The following is a 16,573-nucleotide window of genomic DNA, read 5'->3' as shown; positions in this document are numbered from 1 at the left end:
CCGCTGAGGCTCCGAAGGCCGCCCCGGCCGCGGAGGCCAAGCCGGCGCCCGCCGCCGCGGCGAAGGCCGAGCCCGCGCCCGCCGCGAAGGCCGCGCCCGCCGCCGCCACGAAGACCGAGGCCGCGAAGCCCGCGCCGGCTGCCGCCGCGAAGGCCGCTCCCGCCGCTGAGGCGAAGCCCGAGGCCGAGGCTCCGAAGCCCGCCCCCGCCGCCGAGGCGAAGGCCGCGCCCGCCGCTGAGGCTCCGAAGGCCGCCCCGGCCGCGGAGGCCAAGCCGGCGCCCGCCGCCGCGGCGAAGGCCGAGCCCGCGCCCGCCGCGAAGGCCGCGCCGGTTGCCGAGGCGAAGGCCGAGCCTGCGGCTCCGAAGGCCGCTGCCGCTGTCGAGGCCGCGCCCGCCGCCGCGGTGAAGGCCGAGCCCGAGGCGTCGAAGGCCACTGCTGAGACGAAGGCCGAGCCCGCGCCCGCCGCTGAGGCGAAGGCTGAGCCCGAGGCTCCGGCGGCCGCCGCCGAGGGCAAGGCTGAGCCCGCCGCGGAGGAGAAGGCCGCGGAGTAGGGCCGGCGGGGCGGGGGTGGGGGCGGGGCCCGCCGCGAGGCGACCGGCTCGGTCAACAGCGCGAGCAACACCTCACACCCCGCTCACCCGTTAGGACGTGTGGAAGCGCACCCGCACGTTCGCCCACGTCCGCAACGGGATGACCGGATGATCGAAACGCCGCCCCTGGTGGACCAGTACTGCCAGGGAGTGCTCCGCACGGAGCTGGGCCTCGCCACCTTCGAGGCCCGCCTCGGCGGGTCGGTGGGACCGGCAGCCGCCGGGACCACCTTCTTCGACACCCAGGCCGGCTTCGCCGTGCGCCGCTGGTGTCCGCCGCTGCTCGGGCTGGAAGCCCACTGTCCGCCCGCCCACTACCTGGCCCGGCGCCGCGAACTGGGCGTCCTGGAGGCGGGGCGGCTGCTGCTGCGCGGCTCCGGAACCGCCACCTTCCTCGTCGACACCGGGGCCTCGGGGGACCTGACGGGCCCCAAGGAGCTCGCGCTCGCCGCCGACGCGGAGGCCCACGAGATCGTCCGGCTGGAGTTACTGGCCGAGCACGTCGCCGACACCTCCGGCACTGCCGAGGGCTTCCTCGCCAATCTCGCCGAGGCCTTCCAGCACGCGGCCGCCGGAGCCCTCGCCTTCACCGCGGGGACCGGTCCGGGCGCCGGTCACGGCGCCGCCCTGGCCTTCGCGCCCGAGCCGCCCGGCCCCGACGAGGTGCGCGGCGCGGCGGCGCGGTGGTTGGCCCGGCGGGTCAAGGGCGGGCCGGTGCGGGACCCCGTACTCGTCCGGCACCTGCTGTGGAGCGCGGTCGACTCGGGGCTGCCGCTCCAGCTGCACGCCGGCGCGGGGGACCCGCGCGAACGCCTCGACCGCGGCGATCCGGCCCTGCTGACGGACTTCGTCCGGGCGACGGCGGGCCTGGGCACCGATCTGGTGCTGCTGCACGGGTACCCGTACCACCGGCACGCCGCGCACCTGGCGGCAGCCTTCCCGCACGTCTACGCCGACCTCGGTCCGGCCCTCGCCCGGACCGGGGCGCGCGCCGACGCGGTGCTGGCGGAGATGCTGGAGACTGCGCCGTTCGGCAAGCTGCTCTACTCCAGCGGCGGCCGTGAACTGCCCGAACTGCACGTGGTCGCGGCCCGGGTGTTCCGGGAGGCGCTCGGTCGGGTGCTGGGCGGCTGGGTCGCCGACGGCTCCTGGTCCTGGCGGGACGCCGAGCGGGTGGCGGCCCTGCTCGCGGCGGGCAACGCCCGCCGCGTCTACCGGCTGGACCGGACCTGAACCACGCCTCAGACCGAGGCCGAGAGCGCCGGGTCCGGCTGCGCCGGGATCTCCGCCCGCGCGTCGGGGCGTTCGCGCAGGCTCAGCGCCACCCGCAGGACGGCGATCCACACGAGGCACGAGCCGAGCATGTGGGCGGCGACCAGCACCTCGGGCACCTTGGTGAAGAACTGGACGTAGCCGATGGCGCCCTGGGCGAGCAGCACGAGCAGCAGGTCGCGGGCGCGCGCCCGGGTGTCGTCCGGCGCGTCCACCACGCGCAGCACCAGCCACATCGCGACGGCCAGCGCGCACACCAGCCAGGCCGCGACGGCGTGCACGTGCGCGGTGGTGGTCCAGTCGAAGGGCATCCGCTTGATGTCGCTGCTGTCGCCCGCGTGCGGCCCGGAACCGGTGACCACCGTGCCCGCCGCGATCAGCACCAGCGTCGCCGCGAGCATCGCCCACGACAGCTTGCGCACCGGCGCGGGAACGCGCGGTCGGGGCGCGGTGTCACCCTCGCGGGTGCGCTGCCAGGTGACGGTGGTGACGGCGATGAGCGAGGTGGCGAGCAGGAAGTGGCCCGCCACGCTGTAGGGGTTGAGGCCCGTCATCACGGTGATGCCGCCGAGCACGGCGTTCCCCATGACGATGACGAACTGGATCCACCCGAGCTTCGTCAGCGACCGGCGCCACGGCTTCGCCGAGCGGGCCGCGACGATGCCCCAGCCGACCGCCGCGCACAGGACGTACGTCAGCATGCGGTTGCCGAACTCGATGGCGCCGTGGAAGCCCTGGGCGGGCGTCGCGAAGAGGCTGTCATCGGTGCACTTGGGCCAGGTGTCGCAGCCGAGGCCCGAGCCGGTCAGGCGCACGGCGCCGCCGGTGACGACGATGACCACGCTCATCACGAGTGCGGTGAGCGCGGCCCGCTGGACCGTGCGCGGCGACGGCGTCCAGCGGCTGGCGATGTAAGCGAGGGGGGAGAACACGCCCCCTATCGTAGGCGGCGCCTTGTGCAAACTTTCACGAGGGGGTGCCGTCAGGTGTGTCAGGCGCGTCACTTGGGGTCTCGGGGGCGATCATCAGCCGGAACCGGGCGCCCGCCGGGTCCCCTTCCTCCTGCCACCACACCCGGATCCGCCAATGCGCGCCGGGGCCGGGGTAGTCCGGGGACCCGGTGAAGCGGCGGAAGAGGTCGGTCGCCACCTCCTCCGCCGTCCTGTTCGTCACTTCTGCGGCGTTGTGCCAGGGATGTCCCTGTACGTTCCACAGCCCGTCAGGACCCCGGACGTCGAACCGCCACACCGCGAGCCAGGGGAGGGCGCCGAGCGTCTCGGCCACCCGGTCGCCGTCGAGGCGCAACCCGGCCGCGATCCGCTCCGGCTCCACGGCCTGGATCCGGGCGGCCACCACGGCCTGGGGGAGCAGCCGTTCGGGCAGCAACCCGTCCGCGCGCAGACCCACCAGGGAGTCGAAGTCGAGGAAGCGCAGCCGCAGTTCCAGCTGGCGCTCGATGTGCGCCAGCGCGTCCTCGGCCTCCTGGGCCTCCTCCGGCCCCGGGCCGACCTGGAGCAGCCGCCGGAAGTCCCGCTCGGCGTCCACCGCCCAGGCCACCGCGTCCTCGGCCAGCCCCAGCTCGGCGAGCCGGTCCCCGAGGAACACCTTGGCCTGGGCCAGGCCGCGCTGGTTGACCGGATCGTGCGGGTCCAGCCCCGCCAGCACGTCCACCGCCGAGCGGGTCACGTCCAGGGCCCGCTCGCCGGCGGCCCGCTCCATCGGGCTCGGACCCTCCTCGGCCGCGGCGCCCAGCGGGTGCCGGGGCAGCCGGTCCGCGTCGCTCAGCGGCCACGCCAGCCAGACCCCCTGGTTGATCAGGCCCCGGGCGTACCAGCGGGCGTACTCCGGGTCGTGCGCGGCGGCCTGTTGCGCGTGCCGCAGCCCCTCCTCCAGGGCCGACAGCGCACCGGCCCGGTCCCCGTCCGCGAAGCGGCGGGCCGCCAGGTCGCCCAGGCGCAGGCCGAGCCGGGCCGCGCACTCGGGGTCGCCGCGCGCGGGCTCCCGCAGCGCGGAGATCAGCTCGCCCAGCAGCCGCTCGCGCTCGCCCGGTTCCGCGTGCGCGGCGCCCGAACGGATCCGGGACCACTGTTCGTCGAGCCGCAGTGCGGCCTCTCGCTGCGCCATGCCCGCCCCCCGGCTTCGTGTCGTGTGGAGGCGTCCATCCTCGCGGGAAGGCCCTGGCAGGGGGAAGGTCTTCTCTTGCGGCGCAACAGGAACCGGTCACTCCCGGGCGGCGCGCCGCACGCCCGCTACTCCCAGCGGAAGAACCGCGCCGCGGCGCCCAGACCCAGTGCCGCCCAGGCCGCCAGCACGGCCGCGTCGCCCCACGGCAGCGACGCGCCCTCCTGGAGCACCGCCCGCAGCCCGTGCGACAGGGCGGTGATCGGCAGCAGTTCGAGGACCGTGCGCACCGCCTCCGGGAACTTCTCCATCGGGACGATCACCCCGCCGCCGACCAGCAGCAGCAGGAACACCAGGTTCGCGGCGGCCAGCGTCACCTCGGCCTTCAGCGTGCCCGCCATCAGCAGCCCGAGCCCGGAGAAGGCGGCGGTGCCGAGCAGGACCAGCGCGGCCACCGACAGCGGGTCGCCGTGCGGGGACCAGCCGAGCCCGAGGGCGATCACCGACAGCAGGGCGATCTGGAGCACCTCGGTGACCAGGACCGACAGGGTCTTGGCGGCCAGCAGGGCCCAGCGCGGCAGCGGTGAGGCCCCCAGCCGCTTGAGGACCCCGTAGCGGCGGTCGAAGCCGGTGGCGATGGCCTGGCCGGTGAAGGCCGTGGACAGCACCGCGAGGGCCAGGATGCCGGGGGCGAGGAAGTCCACGGACCGCTGCGCACCGGTGTCGACGATGTCCACGGCCGAGAACAGCACCAACAGCAGCGCCGGGATGATCACGGTGAGCAGCAGCTGCTCGCCGTTGCGCAGCAGCATCCGGGTCTCCAGCGCGGTCTGCGCGAAGATCATGCGGGACACGGGCGCGGCCCCCGGCCCGGGGGTGAACGTACCGGCGCTCATGCGCGCAGCTCCTTGCCCGTGAGTTCCAGGAAGACGTCTTCGAGCGTGTGCCGCTCGACCGTGAGGCTGTCCGGCATGACCCCGTGCTGGGCGCACCAGGAGGCGACCGTGGCCAGCAGCTGCGGGTCGATGTCGCCGGTGAGGCGGTAGACGCCGGAGGTGGTCTCGGCGGCCTGCGTGCCGTCGGGCAGCGCCTTGAGGAGCGAGGCGAGGTCGAGCGCGGGGCGGCCGGTGAAGCGCAGCGTGTTCTCGGCGCCGCCGCGGCACAGCCGCTCGGGGCTGCCGTGCACGATGACGCGGCCCGCGTCGACGATGGCGACCTCGTCGGCGAGCTGCTCGGCCTCGTCCATGTGGTGGGTGGTGAGCACGACGGTGACCCCGTCGGCGCGCAGTTCCCGTACGAGGTCCCAGGTGGCGCGACGGGCCTGGGGGTCCAGGCCGGCGGTCGGCTCGTCCAGGAAGACCAGCTCGGGGCGGCCGACGACGGCCATGGCGAGGGAGAGGCGCTGCTGCTGGCCGCCGGAGAGGCGGCGGTAGGCGGTGCGGCCGCAGTCGCCGAGTCCGAGCCGCTCCACCAGCATCCCGACGTCGAGGGGGTCGGCGTACAGCGCGGCCATGTGCCGCAGCATCTCGACGGCGTGGGCGCCGGAGTAGATCCCGCCGGACTGGAGCATCACGCCGATCCGCGGGCGCAGGGCCGGAGCGTCGGCGACGGGGTCCAGGCCGAGGACGCGGACGGTTCCGGCGTCGGGGCGGTGGTAGCCCTCGCAGATTTCCACAGTGGTCGTCTTGCCCGCGCCGTTGGGACCTAGGACCGCGGTGACCGAGGCCCTGGGGACGGTGAGGTCGAGGCCGTCCACCGCGGTCTTGGGGCCGTACCGCTTCACCAGTCCGCGGATCTCCACGGCGGGGTCGTTGCTCATGCGGGTGAGTCTACGGAGGCGGCCCGGGGGTCCTAGGTCCCGGGTCCACCGGGTCGCGGGTCCGCCCTTTCATGACTTTTTCATACCGGACGGAGCACCGGGAGGACCTAACTTCGAAAGGTGAACAGCATCGCGCAGAACGTCGAAGCCACCTCGGGGCAGGCCGAGCACAAGGCGCACGATCTCGGGCACCCGACGCGCTATTTCGTCTCGGCGATGCTCGCCGGCGCCTACATCGGGATCGGGGAGATCCTGCTCCTGGTGGCCGTTTCGCCCTTCGTGGCCAAGGGGTCGGCGGCCGTGAAGCTGCTGGAGGGCGCGGTCTTCCCGATCGCGCTGACCATCGTGATGTTCGCCGGCGCCCAGCTCTTCACCAGCAACGTGATGGTCATGCTGGTCGGCGCGCTGTCCGGCCGCACCGGGGTGAAGGACCTGCTCGCCTCCTGGTCGCTCTCGCTGGGCGGCAACCTGGTGGGGGCCTTCGGCTTCGGCGCCATGGTGCACGCCTCGGGCGTGACCTCCTCGCCCTCCGCGCGGGCCATGCTCGCCGAGATGGTGCACGGGAAGACGGCGCTCGGCGGCGGTCAGCTCTTCTGGCGCGCGGTGCTCTGCAACATGCTGGTCTGCCTGGCGATCTGGATGTTCACCCGGGCGCGCGGGGACGCGGCCAAGATCTTCGTCCTGTGGCTGCCCGTGGCGGTGTTCGTGGCGGTCGGATTCGAACACTGTGTGGCGAACATGGCGGTCTTCAGCCTGGCGATCCTGGACGGGCGGGCCGGATTCGGTGACCTCCTGCGCAATCTGATGTTCACCGTGCCGGGGAACATCGTGGGTGGAGGCTTGCTGGTGGGGGCCGTGTACTGGTTCACCGGAGGGTCCCGCCGGGATGTCGGAGCAGTTGCTTCCGGTTGATCGGCGTCACGCTGCGTCGACAGATTAGGTAACCCTTAGTGATGGAGGCCACCAGTGGTGGCCTCCATCACGGCTTGTCGACCCCCGGGTAATTACGCAACAATGGCGTTGTGAAATACGGCGAACGGCTGACCGAGACCCCCCCGGGGGAACTCGCGACCGGAGAGCGGTCCACCCGCAACCGGGTCGCGCGGTCGATCCTGGACCACGGTCCGTCGACCGTCGCCGACCTGGCCCAGCGGCTCGGCCTCACCCAGGCCGCCGTCCGGCGCCACCTCGACGCGCTCCTCGCGGACGACGTGGTCGCCGCCAGGGAGCAGCGGGTGTACGGCGCCCGCACCCGGGGCCGGCCCGCCAAGGTCTTCGCGCTCACCGACTGCGGCCGGGACGCCTTCGACCAGTCCTACGACGCCCTCGCCACCGAGGCCCTGCGCTGGATCGCGCGGTCCGCCGGCGGCGGGGAGCAGGGCGAAGCGGCGGTCGCCGCCTTCGCCCGGGCGAGGATGGAGGCGCCGGCGCGGGCCTACCGCGAAGCGGTCGAAGCGGCGGACCCCGCGGACCGCACCGAGGCCCTTGCCAGGGCGTTGACCGCGGACGGGTACGCTGCTACGGCGAAGAGCGCCCCGGGGCCGCACAGTGGAGAGCAGCTCTGCCAGCATCACTGCCCGGTCGCCCACGTGGCCGAGCAGTTCCCACAGCTGTGCGAGGCGGAGACCGAGGTCTTCTCCCGCCTGCTCGGGACGCACGTGCAGCGGCTCGCCACCATCGCCCACGGCGACGGGGTGTGCACCACCTTCATCCCGCGCGGCAGCGGGCCGGGCGCACACGCCCCACAGACCGACACGTCAGCATCAACTTCTGTACGCACCGCCGGGAGGAACCCCGCATGACCACGGAGATCGCTCACCCTGAGCTGGATGGCCTGGGCACCTACGAATACGGCTGGGCCGACTCCGACGCGGCCGGTGCCACGGCCAAGCGGGGTCTGTCCGAAGAGGTCGTCCGCGACATCTCGGCGAAGAAGTCCGAGCCGGAGTGGATGCTGAAGCTCCGCCTCAAGGGCCTCAAGCTGTTCGGCAAGAAGCCCATGCCCAACTGGGGCTCCGACCTCTCGGGCATCGACTTCGACAACATCAAGTACTTCGTGCGTTCGACCGAGAAGCAGGCCGCTTCCTGGGAGGACCTGCCCGAGGACATCAAGAACACGTACGACAAGCTCGGCATCCCGGAGGCGGAGAAGCAGCGCCTCGTCGCCGGTGTCGCGGCCCAGTACGAGTCCGAGGTCGTCTACCACCAGATCCGTGAGGACCTGGAGGAGCAGGGCGTGATCTTCCTCGACACGGACACCGCGCTCAAGGAGCACCCGGAGCTCTTCCAGGAGTACTTCGGCACGGTCATCCCGGTCGGCGACAACAAGTTCGCGTCGCTGAACACCGCCGTGTGGTCGGGCGGCTCGTTCATCTACGTCCCCAAGGGCGTCAAGGTCGACATCCCGCTCCAGGCCTACTTCCGCATCAACACGGAGAACATGGGCCAGTTCGAGCGGACGCTGATCATCGTGGACGAGGACGCCTACGTCCACTACGTCGAGGGCTGCACCGCCCCGATCTACTCCTCGGACTCGCTGCACAGCGCCGTCGTCGAGATCATCGTGAAGAAGGGCGGCCGCTGCCGCTACACGACGATCCAGAACTGGTCGAACAACGTCTACAACCTGGTCACCAAGCGCGCCGTGGCGTACGAGGGCGCGACCATGGAGTGGATCGACGGCAACATCGGTTCCAAGGTCACCATGAAGTACCCGGCCGTCTACCTGATGGGCGAGCACGCCAAGGGCGAGACCCTCTCCATCGCCTTCGCGGGCGAGGGCCAGCACCAGGACGCCGGCTCCAAGATGGTCCACATGGCGCCGAACACCTCCTCGAACATCGTCTCCAAGTCGGTGGCCCGCGGTGGTGGCCGCACCTCGTACCGCGGTCTGGTCGAGATCGGCGAGGGCGCGCACGGCTCCAAGTCGAACGTGCTCTGTGACGCCCTGCTGGTCGACACGATCTCCCGCTCGGACACGTACCCGTACGTGGACGTCCGCGAGGACGACGTCTCCATGGGCCACGAGGCCACCGTTTCCAAGGTCTCCGACGACCAGCTCTTCTACCTGATGAGCCGCGGTCTGACCGAGTTCGAGGCGATGGCGATGATCGTGCGCGGCTTCGTCGAGCCGATCGCGCGCGAGCTGCCGATGGAGTACGCGCTGGAGCTGAACCGGCTGATCGAGCTGCAGATGGAGGGTTCGGTCGGCTAGTTCGACCGCCCGCCCCGCAGCGCAGATCCCTTTGACGCACGACGCAGGAAGAGAGCAAGACGACAGCCATGGCAGAGGCTCAGAGCATTCCGGTGGGCTCCACCACCGCCGGCGCGATCGCGGTGGCCGCCGAGTCCACCGTCGCCACCCGGATGAGCGCGCCCCCGTCCTTCGACGTGGCGGACTTCCCCGTGCCGCACGGCCGTGAGGAAGAGTGGCGCTTCACCCCGCTGGCCCGCCTGCGTGGTCTCCACGACGGCACCGCGGTCGCCAACGGCACCATGAAGGCGCAGATCGACGCGCCCGAGGGCGTCACCATCGAGTCGGTGGACCGCGACGACGCCCGCGTCGGCAAGGCCGGTACCCCGGTCGACCGCGTCGCGGCCCAGGCGTTCTCCTCGTTCGCCAAGGCCACGGTCGTCACCGTGCCCAAGGAGCAGGTGCTCACCGAGCCGGTGCGCGTCTCGCTGCACGGCGAGGGCGGCACCACCTTCGGCCACACGGTCTTCGACGTGCAGGCCTTCGCCGAGGCGATCATCGTCATCGACCACACCGGTGACGGCGTCCGCGCCGCCAACGTCGACTTCCTGGTCGGCGACGGCGCCAAGCTCACCGTGGTCTCGGTCCAGGACTGGGACGACACCGCCGTCCACTGCTCCCAGCACAACGCGCTGATCGGCCGTGACGCGAGCTTCAAGTCGATCGTGATCACCTTCGGCGGTGACCTCGTCCGTCTGCACCCGCGCGTGAACTACGCCGGTCCCGGCGGCGAGGCCGAGCTCCTCGGCCTGTACTTCACCGACAAGGGCCAGCACCAGGAGCACCGCCTCCTGGTCGACCACGTCGCCCCGCACTGCAAGTCCCACGTGGTCTACAAGGGCGCGCTGCAGGGCCAGGACGCGCACGCGGTGTGGATCGGTGACGTCCTCATCGAGAAGACCGCCGAGGGCACCGACACCTACGAGATGAACCGCAACCTCGTCCTCACGGACGGCGCGCGCGTCGACTCGGTGCCGAACCTGGAGATCGAGACCGGCGAGATCGTCGGCGCCGGCCACGCCTCCGCGACCGGCCGCTTCGACGACGAGCAGCTCTTCTACCTCCAGTCCCGCGGCATCCCGGCCGACGAGGCCCGCCGCCTGGTCGTGCGCGGCTTCTTCGCCGAGCTGGTCCAGCAGATCGGTGTCGACGACATCGAGGAGCGCCTGCTGGCGAAGATCGACACCGAGCTGGCGGCGTCCGTCTGATGACCTACGTCAAGGCCTGTGCGCTGAGCGAGCTGGAGACGGACACCCCCAAGCGGGTGGAACTCGACGGCACGCCGGTGTCCGTCGTCCTCACCGAGGGGGAGGTGTTCGCGATCAACGACATCTGCTCGCACGCGAACGTCTCCCTCTCGGAGGGCGAGGTCGACGACTGCATGATCGAATGCTGGCTGCACGGCTCGGCGTTCGATCTGCGGACCGGCAAGCCGTCCGGTCTTCCGGCGACGCGCCCCGTACCCGTATACCCCGTCAAGATCGAAGGGGGCAGCGTCCTTGTTGACGTACGCGCCTCCCTCACCCAGGAGTCCTGAGGTATCCATGGCAACGCTTGAAATCCACGACCTGCACGTCTCCGTCGAGGCCGAAAACGGCGCCCGCGAGATCCTCAAGGGCGTCGACCTCACCGTCAAGCAGGGTGAGACGCACGCCATCATGGGTCCGAACGGCTCCGGCAAGTCCACCCTCGCGTACTCGCTCGCCGGTCACCCGAAGTACACCATCACCGGTGGCACCGTGACCCTCGACGGCGAAGACGTCCTGGAGATGTCGGTCGACGAGCGCGCCCGCGCGGGCGTCTTCCTCGCCATGCAGTACCCGGTCGAGGTCCCCGGCGTCTCGGTCTCCAACTTCCTGCGCACGTCGGCCACGGCGATCCGCGGCGAAGCCCCCAAGCTGCGCACCTGGGTGAAGGAGGTCAAGTCCGCGATGGAGCAGCTCCAGATGGACCCGGCCTTCGCCGAGCGCAACGTCAACGAGGGCTTCTCCGGCGGTGAGAAGAAGCGCCACGAGATCCTCCAGCTGGAGCTCCTCAAGCCGAAGATCGCGATCCTCGACGAGACCGACTCCGGCCTCGACGTCGACGCGCTGCGCCAGGTCTCCGAGGGCGTCAACCGCGTCCGCGAGACGGGCGAGGTCGGCACCCTGCTGATCACGCACTACACGCGGATCCTCCGCTACATCAAGCCCGACTTCGTCCACGTCTTCTCCGAGGGCCGCATCGTCGAGTCCGGCGGCGCCGAACTCGCCGACAAGCTCGAGGCCGAGGGCTACGAGGCGTACAGCACGAAGGGTGGCGCTACCGCGTGACACAGCTGCCTGGCCTCCTCGACATCGAGGCGATCCGCAAGGACTTCCCCCTGCTGGATCGTGTGGTCCACGACGGGAAGAAGATCGTTTACCTGGACAACGCGGCGACTTCGCAGAAGCCGCGCCAGGTGCTCGACGCGCTGAACGAGTACTACGAGCAGCACAACGCCAACGTCCACCGCGGCGTGCACGTGCTCGCCGAGGAGGCCACGGCGCTGTACGAGGGCGCCCGTGACAAGGTCGCGGCCTTCATCAACGCGCCGAGCCGCGACGAGGTGATCTTCACCAAGAACGCCTCCGAGTCGCTCAACCTGGTCGCGAACATGCTCGGCTGGGCGGACGAGCCCTACCGGGTCGACCGCGACACCGAGATCGCCATCACGGAGATGGAGCACCACTCCAACATCGTGCCGTGGCAGCTGCTCTCGCAGCGCACCGGCGCGAAGCTGAAGTGGTTCGGCCTCACCGACGACGGCCGGCTCGACCTGTCCAACATCGAAGAGGTCATCACGGAGAAGACGAAGATCGTCTCCTTCACGCTGGTCTCCAACATCATGGGCACGGTCAACCCGACCGAGGCGATCGTCCGGCGCGCGCAGGAGGTCGGCGCGCTGGTGCTGATCGACGCCTCGCAGGCCGCTCCGCACATGCCGCTCGACGTGCAGGCGCTCGGCGCCGACTTCGTGGCCTTCACCGGTCACAAGATGTGCGGCCCGACCGGCATCGGCGTCCTGTGGGGACGCCAGGAGCTGCTGGAGGACCTGCCCCCGTTCCTCGGTGGCGGCGAGATGATCGAGACCGTGTCGATGCACGCCTCGACCTACGCTCCCGCGCCGCACAAGTTCGAGGCGGGCACGCCCCCGATCGCCCAGGCCGTCGGCCTCGGCGCGGCCGTGGACTACCTGACCGCGATCGGCATGGACAAGATCGCCGCGCACGAGCACGCGATCACCGAGTACGCGGTCAAGCGCCTGCTCGAAGTCCCCGACCTGCGGATCATCGGCCCCACCACGGCCGAGGACCGCGGCGCGGCCATCTCCTTCACGCTGGGGGACATCCACCCCCACGACGTCGGCCAGGTCCTGGACGAGCAGGGCATCGCGGTCCGCGTGGGACACCACTGCGCGCGCCCCGTCTGCCTGCGCTACGGAATTCCCGCCACCACGCGAGCGTCGTTCTACCTGTACTCCTCTCCTGCCGAGGTCGACGCGCTGATCGACGGGCTGGAGCACGTACGGAACTTCTTCGGCTGACGAGGACGAGGACGCTGTGAAGCTGGATTCGATGTACCAGGAACTGATCCTGGACCACTACAAGCACCCGCACGGGCGTGGCCTGCGCGACGGCGACGCCGAGGTGCACCACGTCAACCCGACGTGCGGGGACGAGATCACGCTGCGCGTGAAGTACGACGGCGAGACGCTCACCGACGTCTCGTACGAGGGCCAGGGCTGCTCCATCAGCCAGGCCAGCGCGTCCGTGCTGAACGAGCTGCTGGTCGGCAAGGACCTCGCCGACGCGCGCCGGATCCAGGAGACCTTCCTGGAGCTGATGCAGTCGAAGGGCAAGATCGAGCCCGACGAGGCCATGGAAGAGGTGCTGGAGGACGCGGTCGCGTTCGCCGGCGTCGCCAAGTTTCCCGCGCGGGTCAAGTGTGCTCTGCTGAGCTGGATGGCGTGGAAGGACGCGACCGCCCAGGTTCTGGGCGACGCGGAGAGGAAGACGGCATGACCGAGAACGCGACGCCCGAGGCGTCGATCAAGCCGGCCAGCGAGGAAGAGGTCCGCGAGGCCCTCTACGACGTGGTCGACCCCGAGCTGGGCATCGACGTCGTCAACCTGGGCCTGATCTACGGCATCCACGTCGACGACGCGAACATCGCCACCCTCGACATGACGCTGACGTCCGCGGCCTGCCCGCTGACCGACGTGATCGAGGACCAGGCGAAGTCGGCGACGGAGGGCATCGTCAACGAGCTGCGCATCAACTGGGTGTGGATGCCGCCGTGGGGCCCGGACAAGATCACCGACGACGGCCGCGAGCAGCTGCGCGCGCTCGGCTTCAACGTCTGATCCGCGCCTGACCGCACTGCGGTGGACAGGGCCCCCGGCACACCGTGCCGGGGGCCCTGTCCGTTACCGGAGTTCTCCGTTCCCCGAGTTCTCCGTACGGATGAGTTCCGTGCACCGGGAGTTGGCCGAGGTGGCCGAATCTTCTCGACGGCCGTCACGTCGTGGCGCAGCAGTCGAGAGGACCCTCCGTGACCGTTCGTCCTTCACCGGTACGCCGCCTGGCCGCCGTGGGAGCCGCAGGGGCCGCCGCCCTGCTCGTCGCCGGGCTCACCGGGCCCGCCTTCGCCGCCGAGCGGTCGACGCCGGCCATCGCGCTCTCCGCCGGCTTCCTCTCGGGGGCCGTGGGCGCCACCGGCGACCCGGGCGTCGGCGTGGACGTGAGCCAGGCCGGGGCCCCGGAGGCCCTCCTCAAGGTCACCGTCACCGCCTCCAGCAACCCGGCGGTCGCCCGCGTGGACGACGTACGCGTCGACCGGACCCGCGGCGGCCGCCGGCTCACCGTCCGCCCGCGCGCACAGGGCCGCACCGACCTCACCGTCACGGTCACCGGCCGCGGCGGGAAGCGCGCCACCGCCACCCTCGGTTACGCCGCCTCCGCGCGGGTGAGCGCCGGGGGCGCGGGCACGCGCTACCTCACCGGTTCCTCGGACGCCTCGGCGGCCGTGGACGCGGGCGGCGGGTACGCGCTGGTGGCCGACGACGAGTCCAACGTGCTGCGGCTGTACGACCGTTCCCGCTCCGGCGCGCCGGTCAAGACCTGGGACCTCGGCGCGGCCCTCGGGGTGAAGAAGGAAGTCGACATCGAGGCCGCCGCCCGGGTCGGCGACACCGTTTACTGGACCGGTTCGCTCGGCAACAACAAGGACGGCAAGTACAAGGCGGAACGGAACACGGTCTTCACCACGAGGATCACCGGCTCCGGCGCCGCCACCGAGGTCACCTTCACCGCCGCCTACAAGGGGCTGCGGGACGACCTGGTGGCCTGGGACAAGGCGAACGGGAACCGCTACGGCTTCGCCGCCGGCACCGCCGCCGGGCAGGTCCCCAAGCGGATCGACGGATTCAACGTGGAGGGGCTGGAGTTCGCGCCGGGCTCCACGACCACGGCCTACCTGGGCTTCCGCGCGCCGCTGGCGCCGGCCGTGCGCGGCGGCAAGGCGCTGATCGTGCCCGTCACCAACCTCGACCAGGTGGTGGCGAAGGGTGCCAAGGCCGTCTTCGGCGCGGGCATCGAGCTGGACCTGGGCGGGCTCGCGATCCGCGACATCCGCAAGAACGCGGCGGACCAGTACCTGATCCTGGCCGGTTCCTGGGCCGCCGACGACAACACCGACCCCTACACCCTCTATTCCTGGGACGGGGTGGCCGGGCACGCTCCGAAGAAGCGCCTCGACCTGCCCACCACCGACCCCGGTGGCTGGGAAGCCGTGGTCGCCGTACCCGACCTGCGGGCGCCCGGCGCCCGCGTCCAGCTGATCACCGACAGCGGCTCCGCCGACCTGTACGGCGACGGCACCGAGGCCAAGGACCTCGCCCACCCCGAGTGGAAGAAGTCCCGGTCCGCATGGTTCACGCTCGATTCCGTCCGTGGGGGTACCCGATGAAGAAGCAGCTCAGCACCGCCGCGATCGCCGCCCTGATGGTGGCCGGACTGACGAACCTGCCCGCGCAGGCCGCCAGTTACGGCACGCCGACCATCTCGCTGTCCGCCGGCTACCTCTCCGGGGCCGTGGGCGGGGTCGGTGACCCGCTCGTCGACGTCACCGTCGCCCAGAGCGGCGCCGACGTCTCCGCGCTCACCGTGAGCGCCTCCGCGTCGAGCAAGTCCTCGGTGGCCGGGACCGGCGACGTGAGCGTCACCGGAGCCGGAGCGGTACGGCAGCTCGCCGTCACCGCACGCGGTCGCGGGTACACCAACCTCACCATCAAGGTGACCGGCCTGGGCGGCAAGAGCGCCACCAGGACCCTGGCGTACGCCGCCTCGGCGGCCGTGCGGAACCCGGCCGACGCCCGCTACCTCACCGGCTCCTCGGACTCCTCGGCCGCCGTGGACGTCGGCGGCGGCTACACGGTCGTCGCGGACGACGAGTCCAACGTGCTCCGCCTGTACGACCGTTCCCGCTCCGGCGCGCCCGTCAGGACCTGGGACTTCAGCTCGCAGCTCGGGGTCACCAAGGAAGTCGACATCGAGGGCGCCACCCGCGTCGGCAACACCATCTACTGGACCGGCTCGCTCGGCAACAACAAGGACGGCGAGTACAAGGCCCCCCGCAACACCGTCTTCACCACGACGGTCAGCGGCTCCGGCGCCACCACCCAGCTCGGCTACGGCCGTGCGTACAAGAGCCTGCGCGACGACCTGGTGGCCTGGGACAAGGCGAACGGGAACCGCTACGGCTTCGCCGCGGGGACGGCGGCCGGCGAGGCGCCCAAGCAGATCGACGGATTCAACGTGGAGGGCCTGGAGTTCGCGCCCGGCTCCACCACCACGGCCTACGTCGGCTTCCGCGCGCCGCTGGCGCCCGCGGTGCCCGGCGGCAAGGCGCTGATCGTGCCGGTGACCAACTTCGACAAGGTGCTCTCCAGCGGCTCCAAGGCCGTCTTCGGCGCCGGCATCGAGCTGGACCTCGGCGGCCTCGCGATCCGTGACATCCGCAAGAACGCGGCGAACCAGTACCTGATCCTGGCCGGTTCCTGGGCCGCCGACGACAACACCGACCCCTACGCCCTCTACTCCTGGGACGGGGTGGCCGGGCACGCCCCGGTGAAGCGGACCGACCTGCCGACCAGCGACGCGGGCGGTTGGGAGGCCATCGTCGACGTGCCGGACCTGAACGTGCCGGGGGCCCGGGTGCAGCTGATCACCGACTGCGGTTCGGCCGACCTGTACGGGGACGGCGTCGAGGCCAAGGACCTGACGCACCCGGAATGGAAGAAGTCGCGCTCGGGCTGGTTCACGGTCGGCTAGGTCGGCTAGGTCGGCTAGGTCGGCTAGGTCGGCTAGGCCGGCTCCAGCACGGAGCCGGGGCGGGGGGGGGGGGGGGGGGGGGGGGGGGGGGGGGGGGGGGGGGGGGGGGGGGGGGGGAGGGGCGGTGCGTGTCGTGGTATCCTCGCTTGGGGGGTGGGGCTAGGTG

General features: G+C 71.5%; 17 protein-coding genes. 13 read left to right on the top strand and 4 right to left on the bottom strand.

Translation table 11 applies throughout. From position 1 onward, the window contains the following. Positions 1-551: hypothetical protein (locus ACZ4UB_RS31415; protein WP_468075388.1), on the top strand; the 551-nt coding region annotated here is incomplete at its 5' end. 147 nt (positions 552-698) lie between these two features. Then, the gene (locus tag ACZ4UB_RS31410) at positions 699-1,823 is read left to right on the top strand and encodes an amidohydrolase family protein (RefSeq protein ID WP_468075386.1); all 1,125 of its coding nucleotides are present in this window, start codon (positions 699-701) and stop codon (positions 1,821-1,823) included. 8 nt (positions 1,824-1,831) lie between these two features. Here the strand turns inward: ACZ4UB_RS31410 and ACZ4UB_RS31405 are convergent, their stop codons facing one another. From ACZ4UB_RS31405 to ACZ4UB_RS31390, 4 genes are all read right to left on the bottom strand, one after another. After that, positions 1,832-2,824: a COX15/CtaA family protein gene (locus tag ACZ4UB_RS31405; protein ID WP_468075384.1), complete on the bottom strand. Its 993-nt coding sequence runs from the start codon at positions 2,822-2,824 to the stop codon at positions 1,832-1,834. 4 nt (positions 2,825-2,828) lie between these two features. Continuing rightward, entirely contained in the window at positions 2,829-3,986 is a 1,158-nt protein-coding gene (locus ACZ4UB_RS31400) for a hypothetical protein (protein ID WP_468075382.1), read from the bottom strand. 125 nt (positions 3,987-4,111) lie between these two features. Then, complete coding sequence (locus tag ACZ4UB_RS31395; RefSeq protein ID WP_404014761.1) at positions 4,112-4,879, bottom strand: ABC transporter permease; 768 nt, start codon at positions 4,877-4,879, stop codon at positions 4,112-4,114. After that, a complete protein-coding gene (locus tag ACZ4UB_RS31390; protein ID WP_468075379.1) occupies positions 4,876-5,802 on the bottom strand; it encodes an ABC transporter ATP-binding protein in 927 nt (308 codons plus the stop codon). Before ACZ4UB_RS31390 ends, ACZ4UB_RS31395 begins: the two co-directional genes overlap by 4 nt. A gap of 120 nt (positions 5,803-5,922) precedes the next feature. Between ACZ4UB_RS31390 and ACZ4UB_RS31385 the strand changes: the two genes are divergently transcribed. From ACZ4UB_RS31385 to ACZ4UB_RS31335, 11 genes are all read left to right on the top strand, one after another. Next, positions 5,923-6,714, top strand: a complete 792-nt coding sequence (locus tag ACZ4UB_RS31385) for a formate/nitrite transporter family protein (protein WP_468075377.1) — start codon at positions 5,923-5,925, stop codon at positions 6,712-6,714. Positions 6,715-6,824: 110 nt separating this feature from the next. Continuing rightward, positions 6,825-7,604: a helix-turn-helix transcriptional regulator gene (locus tag ACZ4UB_RS31380; RefSeq protein WP_354382209.1), complete on the top strand. Its 780-nt coding sequence runs from the start codon at positions 6,825-6,827 to the stop codon at positions 7,602-7,604. Continuing rightward, positions 7,601-9,016, top strand: coding sequence for a Fe-S cluster assembly protein SufB (gene sufB / locus ACZ4UB_RS31375; protein WP_385776643.1), 1,416 nt, complete (start codon positions 7,601-7,603; stop codon positions 9,014-9,016). The genes ACZ4UB_RS31380 and sufB overlap by 4 nt, the downstream gene beginning before the upstream one ends. 68 nt (positions 9,017-9,084) lie before the next feature. Then, the gene (sufD, locus tag ACZ4UB_RS31370) at positions 9,085-10,263 is read left to right on the top strand and encodes a Fe-S cluster assembly protein SufD (RefSeq protein ID WP_354382211.1); all 1,179 of its coding nucleotides are present in this window, start codon (positions 9,085-9,087) and stop codon (positions 10,261-10,263) included. Further along, positions 10,263-10,592, top strand: a complete 330-nt coding sequence (locus ACZ4UB_RS31365) for a non-heme iron oxygenase ferredoxin subunit (protein WP_468075375.1) — start codon at positions 10,263-10,265, stop codon at positions 10,590-10,592. The genes sufD and ACZ4UB_RS31365 overlap by 1 nt, the downstream gene beginning before the upstream one ends. 7 nt (positions 10,593-10,599) lie before the next feature. Further along, positions 10,600-11,367 (top strand): Fe-S cluster assembly ATPase SufC, encoded by a 768-nt coding sequence (gene sufC, locus ACZ4UB_RS31360; RefSeq protein WP_330329786.1) that lies wholly within the window; start codon positions 10,600-10,602, stop codon positions 11,365-11,367. Further along, the gene (locus tag ACZ4UB_RS31355; protein ID WP_354382213.1) at positions 11,364-12,620 is read left to right on the top strand and encodes a cysteine desulfurase; all 1,257 of its coding nucleotides are present in this window, start codon (positions 11,364-11,366) and stop codon (positions 12,618-12,620) included. Before sufC ends, ACZ4UB_RS31355 begins: the two co-directional genes overlap by 4 nt. A 16-nt stretch (positions 12,621-12,636) precedes the next feature. Beyond that, on the top strand, positions 12,637-13,098 hold the full coding sequence (sufU, locus tag ACZ4UB_RS31350) for a Fe-S cluster assembly sulfur transfer protein SufU (RefSeq protein ID WP_330329784.1): 462 nt from the start codon (positions 12,637-12,639) through the stop codon (positions 13,096-13,098). Continuing rightward, positions 13,095-13,439, top strand: coding sequence for a metal-sulfur cluster assembly factor (locus ACZ4UB_RS31345; protein WP_053681645.1), 345 nt, complete (start codon positions 13,095-13,097; stop codon positions 13,437-13,439). Before sufU ends, ACZ4UB_RS31345 begins: the two co-directional genes overlap by 4 nt. Positions 13,440-13,627: 188 nt before the next feature. Continuing rightward, positions 13,628-15,043, top strand: coding sequence for a DUF3616 domain-containing protein (locus ACZ4UB_RS31340; protein WP_468075373.1), 1,416 nt, complete (start codon positions 13,628-13,630; stop codon positions 15,041-15,043). Further along, a complete protein-coding gene (locus ACZ4UB_RS31335; protein WP_468075371.1) occupies positions 15,040-16,407 on the top strand; it encodes a hypothetical protein in 1,368 nt (455 codons plus the stop codon). Before ACZ4UB_RS31340 ends, ACZ4UB_RS31335 begins: the two co-directional genes overlap by 4 nt. Positions 16,408-16,573: the final 166 nt, after the last annotated feature.

This window comes from Streptomyces sp. NPDC028419 (assembly GCF_055565515.1).
The sequence above is the reverse complement of the archived record's forward strand: the minus strand, read 5'-3'. Positions and strand labels throughout refer to the sequence as shown.